The following is a 19148-nucleotide window of genomic DNA, read 5'->3' on the forward strand; positions in this document are numbered from 1 at the left end:
ATGGTGGATTAGTCGAAATTAAAGCTGGCTCACTTTTTTTAACCAATAACGCTTCCGTGCAAACCCAGGTAGGAAGACAAAGGAATAGTAATCAGCTTGCACAGGGAAATGCGGGTAACGTGAGTATCAATGTTTCAGGTGCTGTTTCTTTTGACAGTAGCCGTATCTTCAGCAGTGTGGAACCTGGAGGAATAGGCAATGGTGGATTAGTCGAAATTAAAGCTGGCTCACTTTTTTTAACCAATAACGCTTCCGTGCAAACCCAGGTAGGAAGAGCAACGGAGAATAATCAGCTTGCACGGGGAAATGCGGGTAACGTGAGTATCAATGTTTCAGGTGATGCTTCTTTTGACCATAGCGGCATCTTGAGCAGTGTGGAACAAAACGGACAGGGCACTGCTGGCTCAATCGAGATTGAAGCTGGTTCACTCTCCTTAACCAATGGCGCAAGATTGGATGTTAACAATCAAGTCAAAGGAAATGCAGGAGATATCACACTCGACGCTAACCGCGTCACCTTGAACAATCAAGCCGAAATTTCTGCCAAAACCATCGGTGGTGATGGGGGCGATATCTCCATCACGGCAACGGATTTGCTGCTACTACGCAACCAAAGTAAGATTTCTACTTCAGCGGGAACGGAAACAACACCAGGTAATGGTGGCAGAATCACTATTAATGCGGAAGATGGCTTTGTCATCGCAGTTCCCTCAGAAAACAGTAACATCGTCGCTAATGCTTTCGGTGGTCGAGGTGGTGTGATTACAATTAATACCAACCGGATCTTAGGACTTAAACCCGAAAATCGGGTAACTACGCGGGATGCCTTGATGAACATTATCAATAACCCTCCTAGTCAAATCAGTGCGGGTTCTGATATTGGTCTTGAAGGCACTATCGAAATCAACACCCTGCTGATTGACCCCAGCCAAGGACTGAGTGAACTGCCGATTGAGGTTATCGATCCTAGGGATCAAATTGCCACAGGCTGTGGAGCAACGGGTGGAACAACAGCCAACCGTCAAAGTGAATTTGTGGTTACGGGACGCGGTGGACTTCCTCCTGAACCAGATGACCTGCAAACTCCTGGAACCCTTTCGCCAGACTGGGTTACTCGTGATCTGGGCAATGTCAGCCGCGCCGACATTCCCGATGAACCCCTTGCCACCGATTCCCCAGACACCCTCGTCGAAGCTCAAGGTATGTTCATGAATGCCAATGGGGAACTGATTCTCGCCGCCCAAGTGTCTACCGCCACCCCTGATCAGTCCGGAGTTTCCCCTCAGTTCTGTTCACCCGTTGGCGATCGCCGTTAGGGATTATTGCAGCTTGTCATAGAAAAGTCAGGTTATATTAGACACATCTACATAAGCCTCAAAAATAAGCATCTACCTTAAGACAGATTTAAAGTGGTAAGAGGGGCATTGCCCGCCCTACATCTACATATAGAGACGCTGCGTAAGTCTCGCAAAAGTCAGGTTACTGGGTCAAAAATTAATCCCCTTTCATTCTTCTTCCCTCATTCTTTCTGCTTGCCTCTAATGCAGCTACAGTTCTTTGTGCTCTTTCGATACCTCTACAAGTCCTGCTGGCTCAGTTTAACCCTAATCTGCTTCAGTCTGACCCCCAAACTACTGTACGCTCAGGAACTTGAAGTGAGTCAAAATGGAGTAGATGCCACTTTACCCAAGCAGAAACCAACACCTGCGATATCCATTGCACAAGTGCCACGGGAGCAGCCACCTCCATCCCTGGAACCTCTGCCAGAACAGCAACCTTTACCAACACTACCCCCCGATGATCAACTCCTCTCACCCCCCACCCAAGACATACCACCCCCAGACTCTATCCCAGAGGAAGCACCCGCCACACTCATCGTTGAACAGTTTAAGTTTGAAGGCAATACCATCTTCAGCGATGCAGAACTAGCAGAAACCCTCAAAGATTATATCGGTCGTCGGATTTCCTTTGCCGAACTCCTCCAAGCCCGCTCAGAACTCACCCAACTCTATGTTGAGCAGGGTTACACCACCTCTGGAGCGATTCTTCCTGAACAAAAAATCTCCAACCCAGACTCAGCCATTGTCACGATTAAGCTAGTAGAAGGAAGTTTACAGCAAATTAACGTTACAGGAACCCAACGATTAAGACCCAGCTACATCAGCAGTCGGCTGGCACTCGCCCAGACTCAACCCTTAAATGTGAATAGCTTACTGGAGAAATTGCAACTGCTGCAACTTGACCCATTAATTGACAGCTTGTCTGCTGATTTGCAGGTAGGTACGCGCCCTGGTACCAATATCCTGCAAGTCGAGGTGACGGAAGCGGACACCTTTAGCACCAATCTAGAATTAAATAATTCGCGATCGCCTACTGTCGGCAGTCTCCAACGTCAGATCATCCTCAACGAGGCAAACCTCCTGGGTTTTGGCGATGCCATCAGCCTTAGCTATACCAATACAGAAGGCAGTAACGGTGGGAATTTGAGCTACTCCCTACCCGTTAGTCCTGACAATAGCCGAGTCACCCTAGCCTTTGGTATAACCGATAGTGACGTGACTGAGAATCCCTTTGATGTCCTAGATATTTCCTCTAAATATCGCTACTACGAACTCGGATTCCGTCATCCCTTGATCCAAACCCCCAGCCAAGAACTAGCCCTAAAACTCACATTCTCCCATCAACGCAGCCAGAGTTTCCTGGGTATTGATGATATTGGTGCATTTCCCCTCGCTCCTGGTGCGGATGAAGAGGGGCGCACCCGTGTCTCAGCGCTGCGATTTTCTCAAGAATGGACAAAGCGTAGTAGCCAAGAGGTTCTCGCATTTCGCTCTCAGTTTAGTCTGGGATTAGATGTTTTCGACGCCACAATAAACGATAATGGCGAACCCGATAGTCGCTTCTTGGCATGGCGCGGGCAGGGACAATGGGCGCGTCTACTCGCACGGGACACTCTTCTGCTGCTGAGAACCGATGTACAACTCTCCGAGAGTCGGCTACTGGGATTAGAACAGTTTGGCATCGGTGGACAAGAAAGTGTGCGAGGCTATCGACAAGATTATTTACTCAAAGATAATGGAATTCTGGCTTCGGCAGAAGTGCGTCTGCCCATTCTCCGGGTATCCGAAGTCCAAGGATTGCTGCAAATCGTACCGTTTATTGATGTCGGTACAGCCTGGAACAACGGTGATGAACCGGAAAATTGTGACATTCCCGATACGTTGGTGAGTACGGGATTGGGTTTGCTGTGGCAGATGGGAGATAATCTCACCGCTCGTTTAGATTTTGGCATTCCGTTGGTATCAATTGATGACAGAGGTGACACATGGCAAGAAAACGGCATTTATTTTTCTATTATTTACACACCCTTTTAAAGTTTGGCAGAATAACGTGGAGATGTTTGAGTCTTACTTCCAAATTATTGAAGGGTTCAGTTAACTACCTTTTAATCGTCGGTTTATCCGCATGGTTTTGTATCGTAGGATTGCCCGCGATCGCGACAGGTTCAATCCCCCATAGTACAGCAAGACAAAACCCCCCAATCCCTTCATCTTCGTTACCAGAAACTGATGAACCAATTCCCCCATTTTTAAGCAGCGCTAAGGGGAATCAAACCTCAGGGGAGAGTCTGGAGCAACAAGCAAAAACCCTGTACGAAGGCTCGCGATTTTCGGAAGCCTCCCAGTTATTAGAACAAGCACTCCAAGGTTATCAGAACCAAGAAGATACCATCGGGCAAGCCGTTATTCTCAGTAACCTTGCCTTAAGTTATCAACAGTTGGGAATGTGGGAAAAGGCAAATCAAGCGATCGCCCAAGCTTTTACATTACTTAAACAATCTCCCAAAGAGACGCCAGAGAGATCGGTGATTTGGGCGCAAGCCTTGGATGTACAAGGAAGTCTCCAACTGGCAGAGGGAAAAGCTGCCCAAGCTGTTGATTCCTGGGAACAGGCAACCCACTTATACACACAGTTAGAGAAATATAACCGCGCCACTCGCAGCCAGATTAATCAAGCACAAGCATTACAGGCGTTGGGATTATACCGTCAGGCACGTTTACTTTTAGAGAACTTACAACACACCCTCAACTCTCAACAACCTGATGCTCCCTCTCTCACTCAAGCTGAGAACCTGCGAAGTTTAGGCGAGGCTCTCCGGGGGATTGGCAGATTAACCTGTACTTCAGAGAATTCTCGGCCTAACTCAGACTGTGTTGCTGCTGCCAGAGAAGTATTACAGGAAAGCCTCAAACTTGCCCAAAAACTGCAATCACCAGTCGCTATTGCCTCAGCTAATTTAAGTCTGGGAAATGTGGCGTGGGAGCAGAGTCAAGTGGCTCGTCAACGAATCAGGATGCCGAAGAAATTAACCAAATTATGGTTGCGGCTCGTCAGGAAGCCGAACGTCTCCAAGATGTGCGATCGCTAGCCCTAGTTCTAGAGGAGCAGGGACAGCTATATCAACGTACCCAACAATTATCCGCCGCGCAAAACTTGACCCGACAAGCCCTGAATTTATCCCAATCTATTAACGCCTCCGAGATTTCCTATCAGACAGCATGGCGACTTGGACGTATCTTTAAAGAACAGGGCAAGATTGAGGAGGCGATCGCGGCTTATTGGCAAGCCTACGAAGCCCTAAAATCAGTACGTTCGGATCTCGTTGGGGCAAATTCCGATACACAGTTTTCCTTCCGGGAACGTGTTAAACCCGTCTATCGCGAACTCGTGGATTTGCTGCTAGAATCTTCGGCGAACGAAACAGCATCAACCCTGGAAAAACAGGAATCACTCAAGCTAAGCCTGGACAAACCAAAAGATTCCAAGCAAGACAAACTCAAAAAAGCGCGTGAAGTCTTAGATTCCCTGCAGGTGGCAGAGCTACAAAACTACTTCCAGCAAGCCTGCGAGGATGTCAAATTAGAACTCGATCGTGTGGTGAATCGGGAAGCTGAAAAAGGTCAGAAAGCGGCAGTAATTTACCCGATTATCCTTGATGATCGCCTAGAAATTATTCTCAAACTGCCGGATCAAGAAAAATTGTACCAATATACTTCCGTCAGAGATTCCCGGAACAGGATTGAGGAAACTTTGGATGAGTTCCAGAATAACTTGTGGGATGAGTATAAATTCAGAGCTGTCAGGGAGAGTGGAAAAAAAGTGTATGACTGGCTGATTAAACCCTTTCGCGATCGCCTTGAGGATAGTGAGGTTAAAACCCTCATCTTTATCCTAGATGATTCCCTGCGGACAATTCCCATGTCCGCACTCTATGATGGTGATCAATTCTTGGTGGAGAATTATTCTGTGGTGCTGGTTTTAGGATTAGAAGTACGCGATCCTACTCCCCTAAACCGTGCCAACATGAAGGTACTGGCAGCCGGTTTAACCAATCCACCAAAAAGATTTGAGCAGTATGCCAAACTACCTTCCGTCAATCCTGAACTCGATGAGATTAAGAAAGCAGGAGTATCGGTTAACTTTATCCGAGATGAGGAGTTTACTGAAGATAAATTCAACAAAACGTTAAATCAGGAGAATTTCCAAGTCGTACATTTAGCAACCCACGGTCAATTTGGTGCTGATCCAAACGATACTTATATATTGACAGCAGACAATAAGATCACACTAAACCAACTCAATGAGATGTTCAGCACTCTCCGAGGCACCAAGGCGGTTGATTTGCTTATCCTGAGTGCCTGTCGCACAGCAACCGGGAATGATCGCGCCGTCTTGGGGATTGCGGGTACAGCGGTAAAGGCTGGTGCAAGAAGTGCGATCGCGGGATTGTGGAGTCTAGCGGATCAGCCTAGTGTAGAGTTTACCCGAACGCTGTATCAGTATCTGGGTAAACCTAATTTTACCCGAGCTGAGGCATTGCGTAAGGCACAGCTAGCCCTGTTGAACCACCCCGATAGACTCTACACTCATCCCCGCTATTGGGCACCGTATGTTCTAGTCGGGAGCTGGTTATAATCACAGCCGTTGTCGTCTTGTCTCCTGATTCCAGAGGCTTCAGGCTTTAATTCAATAACTGGAGCCTGAGCCAAGTCTTGAAGCTCAGGATCAACCTCTCTCAGAAGTTGCCTCCATTGCTCTAAATGATGCGTAGGAGATTGGGCAAGTTGTTCGAGGCGATCAAACCAAACATTTTCACTGGAACCCATACTTACTCGTTTGATCCAGCCCGAAACACTTGGATTGGCAGTGTTATCGTTTATATCACAAATAATCCGGAAAATCCAAAAATATTCCTTGTCAGGCTCCAGTACGGTTTCAGTATGGGGTAGGGCAATCTTTACAAGTCCTGGGTTTTCGGGTAAGGAAACGACTATTTTTTGATGTTTTAATACTGAGTTTTCCTGTTCATCAAGCAACTCAAATTCTGCGGTGGTAACGCCGTAATTCTCACCCTCTTGAGTCCGGTAACTATAAGGGACGTAAAAGAGGAAGGTGGGATGGGTTTGAGTGGTGAGAACCAGTTCACTGCCATCAACTAAAGCAATTAAAGGTCTTTCCCGATCCGCTGCAAAGCATTCTCCACGCACTCCACCCGATTTGCTGCTACCAGGAGGTTTGCCAAACCCTTGAGCTTGGGCTTCCTTGGAGATGAATGTCAAAACCATCACACTCGACAATAATGCAACGAGTGTCCAAGTGAGTCCTTTTTGATAGAACGGCGACAGTGTAAAAGTCATGATCCTGTTTATCTTAATCGACAATAAATATCACGTCATAATCGTTGACGTCAGCCTAGAATAAATCCCTAGTCAAATACTTGTTTTTAATTATACTCTAGTGCCATCAATTATTTTATAAATTTATTGTGTTTTTTAACATTCTAAACCCTTTAAAATTTACAATTCAACAAAAATAGCAATAACGGCTTAACCCTAGAGACACTTTTACAAATGGAATAAAACATCGGAGAAGTTTTTTACAGGTAATTCGCTTTTCTGATTTCTTGAATAAAATGAACGGTAGAGACGTTGCAGGTAACGTCTCTACGATAAAGGTGATTCCCAAAGCAGAATGGGGATTAAGGGTGTTGCAAACGATAAGTAAAGTATCCGACACCTACACCGGTCATGACTAGAGCGATCGCAGGAGGAACCAAGGGAATCCAGCCACTGCGGTACGCCAGCATCCCATAACCAGCGACAGAAAGCAGGATAAGCGCTGCAATGGAAGCACTTGCCAGGTGGGATGCCTGATTGAACCGCCAAACAATGACACCACCAACCAATGACCAACCCAAGATCCAGAGACTTCCGCCCCAACTTGTCCACCACCAAATCAGGGGACGATCATTCAATACAGTACTGATGATTTGACTGGTCATCTGCCCATGTAGAATAACTCCTGGCATTTCACCATAGGGGGTATTCCTGATATCGGCTCCGACGAGGGTATTCGCGGTATAGCCGATCAACACAATGCGATCGCGAATCATTTCAGCCGGAATCTGGTTGTCCAGAACATCTTTGAGGCTGACAACTTCTGCGAATTTGCGAGCATCGCCATTGGGAGCGCGGAAGTTAATTAATGTCTGGTATCCCACAAGTTGCTCTGTATTTTGATAACCACTTCCCTTTCCAGCTAGTCGCCCAATGACGGTATTGTCGAACTGCATCTGCTCAAGTTCCCCTGACTCCTTTAGTGGAGAAGTGTAGGACTTTCCTTCAGCCTTCAGGTATTGACGCGCCATGACCAAGCTAAACGCATCCAGTGTATTACAAAAGTCTGGGTCAGGTGGCTGCATCAGGAGTTGGCGGCGTGCAGTATTACCGTCTTCTTCAAGGATCAAATCAGAAAACCCGACGCGCTCAATCGGCACTTCTGGTGGCGGGTTCACACCTCTGACGGCTTCACCGCGATCCTTGCCACTACTTTTGCAGATCGCCATCAAGTTCTGAGTTTGCTTCATACTAGCTGCCACATCTGCCTTTGCGGCATAATCCCGAAAGAAATCTAAGCCAATCAGTCGAGGTTGATGCTGATTCAAAACCTTGAGTAAGTCATTGAGTGCTTGATCGGGAAGGGTTCCCCATGATGGTTCATAGTTTTCCTGGAGCCAGTTGACACTGTCTTCATCTACACCAACAACCAGAAACCGATCATCTGGGGCTTCATTACCAGGACGCCACCTTAACAAATGGTCGTAAGCTACCAATTCTAATCCCTGTGTCCATCCAAACCAACGAGCTGTGAAAACTAACGCGGTAACAGCCACACTGGTGATTAGCACAGTACGCGGTTTGACTTTGCGTTTAGGAAGTTCTTGACTGGCGTTTAAGTATTGAGCCTGAAGCTCTGTTGGTGAGGGTTCTTTATTAACCGACTGGGCTAACCACTCCTCACCTGCTTTCAAATCTTTACCCCGCAGTAAAAAGCTATCATCCTGTCCTTCCCGTTCCCACTCCATTGCCTTGAGCAGGAGGCGCGTATGATTACGGATATAATCTGGATCAGCATCAAGGGTGCGAGTTAGCTCCCCAAAATTGGTAAAAAAGTCGCCGCCGTGATTGTTAAAATCAATCCACTGTAAGCTTGCCAATACCGGATGCAGCTTTTGCGGGTCAACTTCTCGGTACAGAACCGTCACAATTCGCTTATTCAGTTTCTTGGCGTATTCTACCTCGCGATCGCAGTAAAGTGAATTGATCGAACTGGGGGAAATAATGAACAGAAAATTATTAGAGCGTTCAATTCCCTTGAAAATTTCCTGCTCAAAGTCTTCGCCAGAGGCAATACTCTCCTGATCAAACCAGGTTGTTTTATTCTGAATTTGCAATCCATTATTGAGTTGACGGGCGAATTCCGAATCGACACGAGAGTAGGAGATAAAGACATCTAAAGCCTCTTCTGGGGGTTGTTTGAGACTTTCAGCAATGAATTCTTCCTGTAACGCTGTCGGTGGATGTTGCGATCGCACCTTTGCCCCCTTCAACCAAGCCTCTGTCAGACGGAGATCAAAGCCTCGCAGCAGAATACTCGGATTGCGCTTCTGCTCCTCCCACTTCAACGCCTTTGCCAGCAACAACTTGTGCTGTTCATAATAGGTAGCATCCTCTCGCAAGATCCGAATCAGCTTAGCCAGATCAGCCTGATAGTTTGACTCGTCTTGGTCTTGTGGGCATTTGATATACTGAATGGTACGCAATTCTGGAAAAATCTGCTCTGAATCAACCGCCTCAATCGATAGCGGAATAATCCGTTTATTCAACAACTTTGCATAGGTCAGTTCCTTCTTGCAGTATTCAGATTTCAGGGAAGCTCTTGACATCAGAAAAACCAGATTATCTGCCTGTTCAATACTCCGGTTAATCACCTCCCCATACTCAGCCCCACTTTTAATATCTTTTGTGTTTGTCCAGACTGTCATCCTTTCTCGCATCAAGCTTCTAGCTACCTTGTGCATGAACGCTCTATCCGTGTCAGCAAAAGAGAGAAATACCTGAGTCATCAGGTTTTCTGCATTCTTGGTACTTTCACAAATAAACTCGCAATGCAGATCCGTTGGTTCACAGGGGGGTTGTTTATCTTTAAACCTGAATTGGAGCCAACTTTCGGCTTTTTGCCGTTGTGCTCCTACTAGCAGATAGCGAGACTGTTTTTGATGACGCTCCCATTCCAGTGCTTTTGCCAAAAAGGAAGTATGCTGATGTACATAGTCGCGATCGCGTTCAAATATCTCCAACAATCCGGCGAAGGATTGCTCAAAGTCATCAATGCCTTCACGCATATAAACCCAGTTAATCTTGCTGATTACCGGATGCATATTAGGAAAGCTGGAGTGCTTGCCTTTTGCTTGGTAGTCTTCCCACTCACTCAACGGGCGCCCTGTATTGCGCTGTTGCCAGATTTCTTGGGTAATTTGCTCCACATGCAATAGGGGAATAATCCGTTTGTTGCGGCGCAGCGCTAGTTCAATTTCTAAACCGCAGTAGGGCGAGTTCACCGAGTGGGGCGCAATGATGAACAAGAAGTTGTCTGACTTTTCCAATCCGTCATCAATCTGCTTCTGATAATCTACACCCAGAGGAATGTCATTCTGATCAAACCACACCTTTAATCCTTGTTCTAGGAGTCTAGAATAAAGTTTTGTTGCAAAATTTTTACTATCTGCCCGTCCATAGGATATAAAGGCATCCTGGGAATCATTCATATTGATTTAATTTTTATGCTTTGAGAGGTTTTTACAGAAGTTAATTTGCCTGTTGGGCAACATTAGGATATTCCTAGTTTAATCAATACCTTCTGCCCTGTCTGCCTTTTGCTACTTTTTCCTAATAGTTTAATTTCCCAATGACAAATGACAGCCGTCCAATTGCCACCTAACACTTAACGCCATTAACCTAACACCTACCCCCACCGCAAGACTTATTCAGCAAGCCCTACTTAGAGCTTGCTTTTGACTTGTTGCGATCGCTGTCCTTGAACTGACGCAAGAGTTCGTAGTAGCGTTAGTGAAGCATGTTGGGAATTATACCATGGATCGACATGCGCCCATTAAAGCTATAAAATCTATTCCACAATTTTAGCCATGTCATGCCAGTATAAAGATGTTCAAGGAAAAAATAAGCCACATTATTGAAGCCATCATCCAGATTTGGCGATCGCAAACCAACAAGCCTCTGTTCTGGAAGCTTTCTATTCTCCCCATTTCAGGAGTAATCCTCACAGTTGTAGGGCTTTGGGTTTTTCTAGGAATTGCTGACGAGGTGTTAGAAAAGCAAACTCAGGCAATTGACAAAATGCTCATGTTGCTGGTTAAACAACTTCATTCACCTCTGCTGGATTGGGTAATGCGGAGTGCTTCGATTATTGGCGGCACCATATTTGTTACCCTAATTTGTCTAATTTTAGGGGCAATATTTTGGGCGCGACAACAGCGTGTTTATTTTACCGCGTTAGCGATTACGGCTATGGGTGGAACCGGATTAAACCTGTTAATTAAACAATTATTTGACCGCCAGCGCCCCCAACTCTGGCAACTTACCACGGCTGAACCGAATACCTCCAGTTTCCCCAGTGGTCATGCCATGTTATCACTGGTTATCTATGGTTTTATTGGCTATTTACTCGCCCGTCACTTTCGCCGTTGGCGGTGGTGGATTGTCAGCCTAATTATCGGGTTGATTGTCCTAATTGGTTTCAGTCGGGTTTATTTGGGTATTCATTGGCCCACGGACATTGTAGCCGGACAAGGGGCGGGATTAACCTGGCTGATGGCTTGTTTATTAAACCTTGAAGTTTACCGACATTATCACCAACACCGTAAAAAATCACCGCAGTCACTCTCATCCTAATTTAAAGACAATGGCACGCTCAATAATTTTATATCACCGAAATCCTTGATAGACCGTAGGGTGGGCATTGCCTACCAGCCCAAATTTCAGTACCCTTCAATTTAAGGGTTATGGAGTTGTCGCAGCAATAAAGCAAAACCACAATGGAAGCGGTTATCTTAATCGGAATTCAGGCGTCGGGTAAATCTTCATTTTGCCGCGATCGCTTTTATAATACTCATATCCGGATTAACTTGGATATGCTCAAAACTCGACATCGGGAAGCGATTCTGGTTCAAGCCTGTCTCGATGCTCAACAGCGTTTTGTTGTGGATAATACGAATCCAACGCCGGAAGATAGGGCGCGTTATATTGTACCCGCGAAGGAAAAGAGATTTAGTGTGGTGGGGTATTATTTTCAATCGGTTGTAGAGGATTGTAAGCGACGGAATGCTCAACGCCAAGGGAAACAGGTGATTCCTGTACCGGGGATTTTAGCAACGCATAAAAAGCTGGTTTTACCGAGTTGGGATGAAGGCTTTGATGCGCTTTATTATGTGAAAATGGGGGCAAATTATTCATTTATTGTTAAAGAGTGGAGCCAATACACTAAGGGATAAGAGACGTTGGAGAGGAGTTAATAAAAAGCCAACCGAATGGGCTAAAAAACTTGGGGATAGATGAAATTGGATTAATTAAAGGGTAAGGAAATTATTGTGCTGTATTAGTCGATTTGTCCACACCTTACGTCTCCGGAGAGTCCTATGTGTCCTAACCTCCTTGGCGGTGGAATAGATCTTACCATTGAATAGGGCGCAAAGCCTTGCGCCCCTACAATTGTGGCTAAACCCGCCCCTACGCTATGACTTTATCGTCTTGATTCACGACCCGATTTAACTTGCCACTGTGATACCCTTCTAAATCGAGGGTTACATACAAAAATCCTAAATCTTGAAACGCTGATACCAGAGTCGGTAAATCCGTGGTCAAAACAAATTCTTTAATTTGTTCCGGCGACAATTCAATTCGTGCAGTATCCCCTTGAGAACGCACCCGCAAATTTTTCCACCCTAATTTCCGTAAATAAACTTCCGCCCGCCCTACCCGTTGCAGTTTAGCAATTGTAATTTCTTCGCCATAAGGAAAGCGAGAACTTAGACAAGGTTGGGCGGGTTTATCCCACCACGGAAGCCCTAACTGTTGCGACAGTTGGCGCACTTCCGCTTTTGTTACGCCCACTTCCGCTAAAGGCGATCGCGCCCCTCGTTCTTGCGCCGCTTGAATCCCAGGGCGATAGTCCCCCAAGTCATCAGCATTCACGCCATCCACGACATAAGGATAACCCCGTTGTAGCGCCAAGGGTTTCAGTGTGTCGTGAAGTTCACTTTTGCAAAAATAGCAACGGTTAACCGGATTCGCCGTATAATTGGGATTATTCATTTCATCGGTTTGCACCAATTCATGAGGAATGCCAATCACCGCCGCTTGAATTCGGGCGTCTTCCAATTCTTCGGGTAACAGAGACGGGGATTCGGCGGTTACAGCTAAAGCGCGATCGCCTAAAACATCATAAGCAATCTTGGCAACTAAAGTGCTATCCACTCCTCCAGAATAGGCAATCAATGCCCGATCCATTTGAGCAAATAAGCTTGTGAGTTGTTCAAGTTTATTATTTAACATGGTTGTCAAGACAGATGGCTTCAAGGCAGAAGGCTTCAAGGCAGTCCGCGTAGGCGGACTTTGTTTGTCTAGCAGCGATTTCAATCGCCGTGGTAAAAAGGGGGTAACTTGCTTGCACCCCAAAATACCATCCTAAGTTATTGACAGAAAACAAAGGACAAATGACCAATAACAGTTAAGCCAAAAGCGATTCCCCTTGTTCATCCGAAGTTGCCAACTCTTCTAAACGTTCCTGTTGATCTTGGGTAATGCAAGATTGAATCACAGACTCCAAATCCCCTTCCAGCAAGTTATTCAGAGAATAGTTTTGACCCAAGCGATGATCAGTAACGCGATTGTCCTTATAGTTATAGGTGCGAATCTTCTCCGATCGCGAACCCGTACCCACCTGCGATCGCCGCATCGAGGTGACAGCTTCCTGTTGCTCCCGCAGCTTCATTTCATACAGTTTAGCCCGGAGAATTTGCAACGCCCGCTCTCTGTTTTGCAGTTGAGAACGCTCCTCAGTACAGAAGATGCGAATCCCAGTTGGCTTGTGGAACAGATCAACCGCTGTTTCCACCTTATTCACATTCTGTCCACCCGCGCCACCAGAACGGGCTGTGGAAACCTCCAAATCCTTCGGATCAATCTCAATTTCCACATCATCCACTTCTGGCATTACAGCGACAGTCGCGGTTGAGGTATGGACTCGTCCCCCCGCTTCCGTCACCGGGACTCGTTGCACCCGATGAACGCCGGCTTCAAACTTCAGCTTGCTGTAAACCTGTTCCCCTTGGATTTCCAGAATTGCCTCTTTAAATCCACCCATATCAGCCGTGGACTCGCTCAATAGCTTCACCCGCCAGTTCTGAGTTTCGGCATAGCGTGAGTACATTCGGACTAAATCCCCTGCCCAAATACTGGCTTCGTCGCCCCCAGTTCCGGCTCGGATTTCCAACATGATGTTCTTATCATCATTAGGATCACGAGGTAAGAGTAAGATTTTTAGGCGCGTTTCCAGTTGACTGAGCTTGGTTTGCAGTTCCTCAACTTCCAGAGATGCCATTTCATACATTTCACCACCCCCATTGGCTTCCTTGAGGATTTGCCGAGCGCCAACCAGTTCTTCCTGAGCTGTTTTCCAGAGTTCGTAGGTGTTAACCACATCCTCTAAGGAAGAACGCGCTTTTGCCACCCGTTGCACTTCCACCGGATCAGTGGCAATATCGGGGTCAGCCAAACGGCGCGTTAATTCGTGAAAGGTTTGTTCAACCGATTTTAATTTATCAAGTAGGTAAGTTTCCGCCATGGTTCAAGCGATCGCTCCATTGAAATAGCTCAAATAAGCATTGAAGTGCGAAGTCTAACTATTAAGAGTTAGGCTTCGCTAACGTCTCTCCACACTTCAACCTACCTAGCTATTTCTCTTTAGACGATTGCTGCTCTGAGGCATTCCCTTCTAACATGCCGTATTTCCGCATAAAGCGCTCCACACGACCTTCCGTATCAATAATTTTTTGGGTTCCCGTGAAAAAGGGATGATTCCCCGACCACACATCAACATGAAGTTCCGGCTGGGTTGAGCCAACAGTCATCACAACTTCTCCGTTGCAATAGACTTTGGCGTCTGGATACCACTGGGGATGAATATCAGATTTTGGCATTGTTACTGTCCTCTAGTCGAGCAAGCGTTTCTTTATTCTGTAGTTTGGGGCGAACTCACCCCAATTTATCCTTATTGTATTACCCAAATTTTAACGCTTCGAGTATTGGGGAGCTTTGCGGGCTTTATGTAAGCCATATTTCTTCCGTTCTTTGGCACGGGGATCGCGAGTTAAGTACCCTTCACTCTTCAACGGAGAGCGATTGTCCGGATCAAGTTCACAAAGCGCCCGCGCCACGCCTAAGCGAACGGCATCCGATTGTCCCGTCAATCCACCACCATGAGCATTGACTAAGATGTCGTAATCATTCTCTAAACCCAAAGTTTCCAATGGCGCTTTGGTCACCATTAAATAAGCTGGATTGAGATTAAAGTAGACATCGCCGGGACGACCATTAACAATAAGTTGACCCGTACCCGGAACTAGGCGTACCCGGGCGACTGAGGATTTACGGCGACCGGTTCCCCAGTAAACCGCACGATTTTCCATCGGTTCTGTTGCTTGCATTAGTCTTGTTCTCCTGGAATGGTGTTAATGGTTAAGGTTTGAGGTTTTTGAGCGTCATGGGGATGAGTTTCACCCGCATAGACTTTTAGCTTAGTAAAAAGTTTGCGACCTAGGGAATTTTTGGGCAGCATCCCTTTAACCGCCTTTTCGATAATCCGTTCCGGTATGCGCCCTTGTAAATGCTCAAAGGTTTCAGTCTTCATCCCGCCTGGACGACCGGAGTGGCGGCGATAGAGCTTCTGACTGCTTTTTTTTCCCGTAACGACGACTTTCTCGGCATTGACGACGATAACGAAGTCCCCCGTATCCATGTGGGGAGAATAGGTCGGCTTATTTTTCCCTCTAAGAATCATGGCAATTCCAGTTGCCAATCGTCCCAGACGTTGACCTTCGGCATCAATAACGTACCAATTTTGTTCTAGGGAATCGTGAGTCGGCAGGTAAGTTTTTTGCATGAGTTTTTTTGATTACGTAAACAGTTAACCTAAACACAATTGAGTGGGCATCTGGGTCGGCAACATAAACTTCGGCTGAGTATCAAACCAAGTTTTTGGCGGAAACGGCGAGTTTGGGTAACCCACTCGTAACAAGCACAGACCCTTTGCTGGCGCCGCATATTTGATTTGCTCCCGCTGTTGATTCACCCACAGTTGAGTAAACTCTTGGGGATGAAGTTTGCCCCGCCCTACCTCTACCAGCATGCCGACGAGTAGCCGCACCATGCCGTATAAAAATCCATCCGCCTGAATTTCAATATGAATAAATGAACCATTTCGGTAACATTGGGTGTCCTGAACTGTGACCCAGGAATGCTTGCGTCCGGAGTTAGCCCGGTGGAATGCTGCCAGGTGGTGTTTGCCCACTAGCGGATTAAGCGCCTCCTGAATCCGATGTTCATCTAAGGGAGCCTGATAGTAATGCCAACTAAACGGTCGCACAAAAAGGTTAGGACAAGCGTCTGTATAGATACTGTACCGATACCGACGCCAAATTGCCGAAAAGCGAGCATGCCAATTCGCGGGTACGGGGACTGATGTCCGAATCAGGATATCCTCCGGTAGTCGGCTATTCAGCAGGGGCATCCATCGCTCACCGGGAATCGGACGAGTACTGTTAAAATGTGCCACTTGGGCAGCGGCATGAACGCCTGTATCAGTACGCCCTGCAGCGTGTAAGGTTACAGGTTTTCCTTCGACGGTGGACAGAACTTGCTCAATGTCCCCTTGCACCGTGCGATGGTGAGGCTGTCGTTGCCAACCATAGAACTTTGTCCCTAGGTATTGAATCACTAGGGCAATGCGTTGAGTTGGCTTAGCCTCGCGATCGGACATAACTTGAGTTCAAACTAGCTCGATAATTGCCATTTCCGCATTATCCCCACGACGGCGCAGGGTTCTGAGTACGCGAGTATACCCACCATTACGATTGCCATAGCGATCATTCACCCCTTCAAACAAGGCATGAACTAACTGCTTGTCGTAAATATAACCCAAGGCTTGACGGCGAGATGCTAGGGAGCCATCTTTTGCCAAGGTAATCATTTTTTCCACTTGGGAGCGCACGGCTTTTGCCCGTACTTTGGTAGTAGTGATTCGACCATGACGAATCAACTCCGTAGCGAGGCTTCTGAGCAGCGCTCGGCGCTGGTCGGCTGGTTTTCCCAGTTTGGGTACTCGACGACGATGACGCATTTTCTTTTATTCCTCTACAATCCCACAACAATGAACAATTTCTCAATCCAATGGCTAATCGAGTTGACGATTAGCCATTTATTCTCAATGCTTAAGTTGGTTTAGCCGATTTTTCATGGGGCAATGTAATCCCCAAGCGTTTTTGCAAGGCGTCTATGACTTCTTCGGCAGACTTTTGACCAAAGTTCTTGATTTCTAGGAGATCCTCCTGGCTATAATCTAATAAGTCAGCAACGGAGTTAATTTGCGCTCGCTTGAGGCAGTTATACGCCCGCACCGACAGTTGTAGTTCTTCAATCGGAATTTGGCTGGTTGGATCTTCATCGACCGGACCTCCCACTGGCTCTGGCTTCAGCTCGATATCTTTCAGGGGATTGAACAAATCCACAAGAAGGCTAGCGGCTTGACTCAGTGCTTCCTGGGGTGACACGCTGCCATTGGTCCAAACATCTAAAATTAAACGGTCTTTTTCCAGGGAACCGTCAACACGAGTATCCTCAACGCTGTAGTTAACCTTGGTCACCGGCATGAATACGGCGTCAAGTTGCAGGAAATCAACCGAGGATGTTTCATCACGACCCCGTTCTACAGAGCGATATCCTTTTCCTCTTTCGATACGGAACTCCATTTCCAGTTTGGCTCCGTCGGCTAGAGTCGCAATATACTGACCCGGATCAACAAATTCTACGTCCGACGGTAAATCAAACTGAGCCGATCGCACGGTTGAGGGTCCAGTGATCATGACTCGACCAATATGGGGTCCAGGTGTATAGCTTTTGAGGACGACTTCCTTCATATTCAGGAGAATTTCTAGAACATCCTCTCTGATTCCCTCAATGGTGGCAAACTCATGATTGACTCCAGCAATCCGCACAGCGGTAATCGCTGTACCTTCCAGGTTAGACAGGAGAACCCTTCTCAGGGCGTTGCCAACTGTTGTACCTTGACCGCGTTCGAGAGGTTCTAGGACAAATTTGCTATATTGACTTTGATTCTTTAGTGTTTTGGATTCTACGCACTCAATCTGAAACTGCGCCACGGAGTGACCTCCCTCCTTTAATTCATAGGACCCCATCAAAAGCACTCTTGCTAGTACTTTTGAAATTCTGTTGCGCCTAACCCACAATTTGGTACAAGTGGCAATAAGCAAAGTATCAGTGGTTGGTCGGCATAACTTCCTCAATGCTGACACTTGATTCTGTTGTCGAGTCTAGACCGATAAGGGGTAAGCCGACTTGAAGGTTTCATTGAGATACAAACTGAATTCAACCCTTGGTTTTGCTTACCCAATTTCCTATCCCGATTTCCCGTTCCTAGACACGACGTCGTTTAGGAGGACGGCAACCATTATGAGGAATTGGCGTGACATCCCGAATCAGGGTAATTTCTAGTCCTGCCCCTTGCAGTGCGCGAATAGCCGTTTCTCGACCTGCACCAGGACCACTGACCATTACCTCAATTTGCCGCATTCCTTGGTCAATGGCTCGGCGGGCGGCATTATCAGCAGCGGTTTGAGCCGCAAAGGGGGTGCCTTTCTTAGCGCCCTTAAAGCCACTTGATCCCGCTGACGCCCACGAAACCACATCGCCTCGAGTGTCAGAAATAGTGACGATGGTATTGTTGAAGGTAGACTGGATGAATGCCATTCCGTTGGGAACGTTTCGTTTCTGCTTTTTTGTACCAGTTTTTTTAGTTGGTCGCGCCATATCGCTTTATTTGGCTATCTTAGTGATGGGTGTGAACTGAATAATTGTGTTACTTCTTCGCCGGTGCTTTTTTCTTCCCAGCAACGGCAATACGTCTACCACGACGGGTACGGGCATTAGTGCGGGTTCGTTGACCGCGCACCGGTAAGCCTTGGCGATGGCGACGCCCACGATAGGTGCCAATATCGACGAGACGCTTGATATTCATCGATTCCCAGCGCCTTAAGTCTCCCTCGACTTGATAGTCGCCCTCTACCACTGATCGCAGGCTGGCTACCTCAGCATCGCTTAAATCCTTGACTCGGGTATCCGGATTAATGTCCGTTTTACTGAGAATTTCTTTGGAGCGAGATAGCCCAATTCCGTAGATGTAGGTTAGACCAATTTCTATTCGTTTATCGCGAGGTAGGTCTACACTGGCAATTCTTGCCACGGTATTTTTCTCCCTTTTGTTGGTTTTGTGCTACAAATAAGTCTTATAGAGTCTGTAGATTACCCCTGACGTTGCTTATGTTTGGGGTTTTGACAAATAACCATTACTCGACCACGGCGTCGAATAACGCGACATTTTTCACACATTTTGCGGACTGATGCTCTAACCTTCATTGGCTTTTTTAGTTACAACGC

18 protein-coding genes and 1 pseudogene are annotated in these 19148 nt (G+C 46.8%); 6 read left to right on the forward strand and 13 right to left on the reverse strand.

What is annotated here, in order from left to right; all coding sequences use genetic code 11:
- The 4 genes and pseudogenes from ACLGGO_RS21780 to ACLGGO_RS21795 all read left to right on the forward strand — a co-directional run.
- Positions 1-1316 (forward strand): annotated as a pseudogene (locus tag ACLGGO_RS21780) (hypothetical protein); the annotation flags it as partial.
- A 339-nt stretch (positions 1317-1655) separates the two neighbouring features.
- The gene (locus ACLGGO_RS21785) at positions 1656-3374 is read left to right on the forward strand and encodes a ShlB/FhaC/HecB family hemolysin secretion/activation protein (RefSeq protein ID WP_446420891.1); all 1719 of its coding nucleotides are present in this window, start codon (positions 1656-1658) and stop codon (positions 3372-3374) included.
- 26 nt (positions 3375-3400) lie between these two features.
- A complete protein-coding gene (locus tag ACLGGO_RS21790) occupies positions 3401-4429 on the forward strand; it encodes a hypothetical protein (RefSeq protein WP_446420892.1) in 1029 nt (342 codons plus the stop codon).
- A complete protein-coding gene (locus ACLGGO_RS21795) occupies positions 4318-5976 on the forward strand; it encodes a CHAT domain-containing protein (RefSeq protein ID WP_446420893.1) in 1659 nt (552 codons plus the stop codon). The genes ACLGGO_RS21790 and ACLGGO_RS21795 overlap by 112 nt, the downstream gene beginning before the upstream one ends.
- Here the strand turns inward: ACLGGO_RS21795 and ACLGGO_RS21800 are convergent.
- Together ACLGGO_RS21800 and ACLGGO_RS21805 are read right to left on the reverse strand one after the other, a co-directional pair.
- Positions 5937-6698 carry a DUF928 domain-containing protein gene (locus ACLGGO_RS21800; protein WP_446420894.1) on the reverse strand — a complete coding sequence of 254 codons (762 nt, stop codon included), beginning with the start codon at positions 6696-6698 and terminating at the stop codon, positions 5937-5939. The genes ACLGGO_RS21795 and ACLGGO_RS21800 overlap by 40 nt on opposite strands.
- Before the next feature lie 341 nt (positions 6699-7039).
- Positions 7040-10168, reverse strand: coding sequence for a TIR domain-containing protein (locus ACLGGO_RS21805; RefSeq protein WP_446420895.1), 3129 nt, complete (start codon positions 10166-10168; stop codon positions 7040-7042).
- Between the two features lie 397 nt (positions 10169-10565).
- Here ACLGGO_RS21805 and ACLGGO_RS21810 point away from each other — a divergent pair, with 397 nt between their 5' ends.
- On the forward strand, positions 10566-11312 hold the full coding sequence (locus ACLGGO_RS21810; RefSeq protein ID WP_446336577.1) for a phosphatase PAP2 family protein: 747 nt from the start codon (positions 10566-10568) through the stop codon (positions 11310-11312).
- 143 nt (positions 11313-11455) lie between these two features.
- Positions 11456-11911, forward strand: a complete 456-nt coding sequence (locus ACLGGO_RS21815) for an AAA family ATPase (RefSeq protein WP_446336576.1) — start codon at positions 11456-11458, stop codon at positions 11909-11911.
- A gap of 235 nt (positions 11912-12146) precedes the next feature.
- Here ACLGGO_RS21815 and larE read toward each other — a convergent pair whose 3' ends face one another.
- From larE to rpmJ, 11 genes are all read right to left on the reverse strand, one after another.
- Positions 12147-12971, reverse strand: coding sequence for an ATP-dependent sacrificial sulfur transferase LarE (gene larE, locus ACLGGO_RS21820; protein ID WP_446336575.1), 825 nt, complete (start codon positions 12969-12971; stop codon positions 12147-12149).
- Between the two features lie 175 nt (positions 12972-13146).
- A complete protein-coding gene (gene prfA, locus ACLGGO_RS21825; protein ID WP_446420896.1) occupies positions 13147-14262 on the reverse strand; it encodes a peptide chain release factor 1 in 1116 nt (371 codons plus the stop codon).
- A gap of 109 nt (positions 14263-14371) precedes the next feature.
- Positions 14372-14617 (reverse strand): 50S ribosomal protein L31, encoded by a 246-nt coding sequence (rpmE, locus tag ACLGGO_RS21830; protein ID WP_446336573.1) that lies wholly within the window; start codon positions 14615-14617, stop codon positions 14372-14374.
- A gap of 90 nt (positions 14618-14707) precedes the next feature.
- Positions 14708-15124: a 30S ribosomal protein S9 gene (gene rpsI, locus ACLGGO_RS21835; RefSeq protein ID WP_446336572.1), complete on the reverse strand. Its 417-nt coding sequence runs from the start codon at positions 15122-15124 to the stop codon at positions 14708-14710.
- The gene (gene rplM, locus ACLGGO_RS21840; RefSeq protein WP_446336571.1) at positions 15124-15579 is read right to left on the reverse strand and encodes a 50S ribosomal protein L13; all 456 of its coding nucleotides are present in this window, start codon (positions 15577-15579) and stop codon (positions 15124-15126) included. Before rplM ends, rpsI begins: the two co-directional genes overlap by 1 nt.
- A gap of 24 nt (positions 15580-15603) precedes the next feature.
- On the reverse strand, positions 15604-16455 hold the full coding sequence (gene truA, locus ACLGGO_RS21845; RefSeq protein WP_446420897.1) for a tRNA pseudouridine(38-40) synthase TruA: 852 nt from the start codon (positions 16453-16455) through the stop codon (positions 15604-15606).
- A 9-nt stretch (positions 16456-16464) separates the two neighbouring features.
- Positions 16465-16815, reverse strand: coding sequence for a 50S ribosomal protein L17 (gene rplQ, locus ACLGGO_RS21850; RefSeq protein ID WP_446336569.1), 351 nt, complete (start codon positions 16813-16815; stop codon positions 16465-16467).
- A 91-nt stretch (positions 16816-16906) separates the two neighbouring features.
- Entirely contained in the window at positions 16907-17854 is a 948-nt protein-coding gene (locus tag ACLGGO_RS21855; RefSeq protein WP_446361717.1) for a DNA-directed RNA polymerase subunit alpha, read from the reverse strand.
- A 274-nt stretch (positions 17855-18128) separates the two neighbouring features.
- Positions 18129-18521, reverse strand: a complete 393-nt coding sequence (gene rpsK / locus ACLGGO_RS21860) for a 30S ribosomal protein S11 (protein WP_446336567.1) — start codon at positions 18519-18521, stop codon at positions 18129-18131.
- A gap of 49 nt (positions 18522-18570) precedes the next feature.
- Positions 18571-18954 (reverse strand): 30S ribosomal protein S13, encoded by a 384-nt coding sequence (rpsM, locus tag ACLGGO_RS21865; RefSeq protein ID WP_446336566.1) that lies wholly within the window; start codon positions 18952-18954, stop codon positions 18571-18573.
- Positions 18955-19013: 59 nt separating this feature from the next.
- Positions 19014-19127, reverse strand: a complete 114-nt coding sequence (gene rpmJ, locus ACLGGO_RS21870) for a 50S ribosomal protein L36 (RefSeq protein WP_015186054.1) — start codon at positions 19125-19127, stop codon at positions 19014-19016.
- Positions 19128-19148: the final 21 nt, after the last annotated feature.

Origin of the sequence: Coleofasciculus sp. (assembly GCF_046565525.1) — a bacterium.
In the GTDB taxonomy this organism is placed as follows: Bacteria; Cyanobacteriota; Cyanobacteriia; order Cyanobacteriales; family Coleofasciculaceae; genus Coleofasciculus.

What these genes read in the sequence shown, in the direction of transcription:
- ACLGGO_RS21800 (WP_446420894.1), bottom strand. Translation starts at nt 6,698, where the DNA reads ATGACTTTTACACTGTCGCCGTTCTATCAAAAAGGACTCACTTGGACA.
- rpsK (WP_446336567.1), bottom strand. Translation starts at nt 18,521, where the DNA reads ATGGCGCGACCAACTAAAAAAACTGGTACAAAAAAGCAGAAACGAAAC.
- rpmE (WP_446336573.1), bottom strand. Translation starts at nt 14,617, where the DNA reads ATGCCAAAATCTGATATTCATCCCCAGTGGTATCCAGACGCCAAAGTC.
- ACLGGO_RS21815 (WP_446336576.1), top strand. Translation starts at nt 11,456, where the DNA reads ATGGAAGCGGTTATCTTAATCGGAATTCAGGCGTCGGGTAAATCTTCA.
- larE (WP_446336575.1), bottom strand. Translation starts at nt 12,971, where the DNA reads ATGTTAAATAATAAACTTGAACAACTCACAAGCTTATTTGCTCAAATG.
- truA (WP_446420897.1), bottom strand. Translation starts at nt 16,455, where the DNA reads ATGTCCGATCGCGAGGCTAAGCCAACTCAACGCATTGCCCTAGTGATT.
- rplQ (WP_446336569.1), bottom strand. Translation starts at nt 16,815, where the DNA reads ATGCGTCATCGTCGTCGAGTACCCAAACTGGGAAAACCAGCCGACCAG.
- ACLGGO_RS21810 (WP_446336577.1), top strand. Translation starts at nt 10,566, where the DNA reads ATGTTCAAGGAAAAAATAAGCCACATTATTGAAGCCATCATCCAGATT.
- ACLGGO_RS21805 (WP_446420895.1), bottom strand. Translation starts at nt 10,168, where the DNA reads ATGAATGATTCCCAGGATGCCTTTATATCCTATGGACGGGCAGATAGT.
- prfA (WP_446420896.1), bottom strand. Translation starts at nt 14,262, where the DNA reads ATGGCGGAAACTTACCTACTTGATAAATTAAAATCGGTTGAACAAACC.
- rpmJ (WP_015186054.1), bottom strand. Translation starts at nt 19,127, where the DNA reads ATGAAGGTTAGAGCATCAGTCCGCAAAATGTGTGAAAAATGTCGCGTT.
- rplM (WP_446336571.1), bottom strand. Translation starts at nt 15,579, where the DNA reads ATGCAAAAAACTTACCTGCCGACTCACGATTCCCTAGAACAAAATTGG.
- rpsI (WP_446336572.1), bottom strand. Translation starts at nt 15,124, where the DNA reads ATGCAAGCAACAGAACCGATGGAAAATCGTGCGGTTTACTGGGGAACC.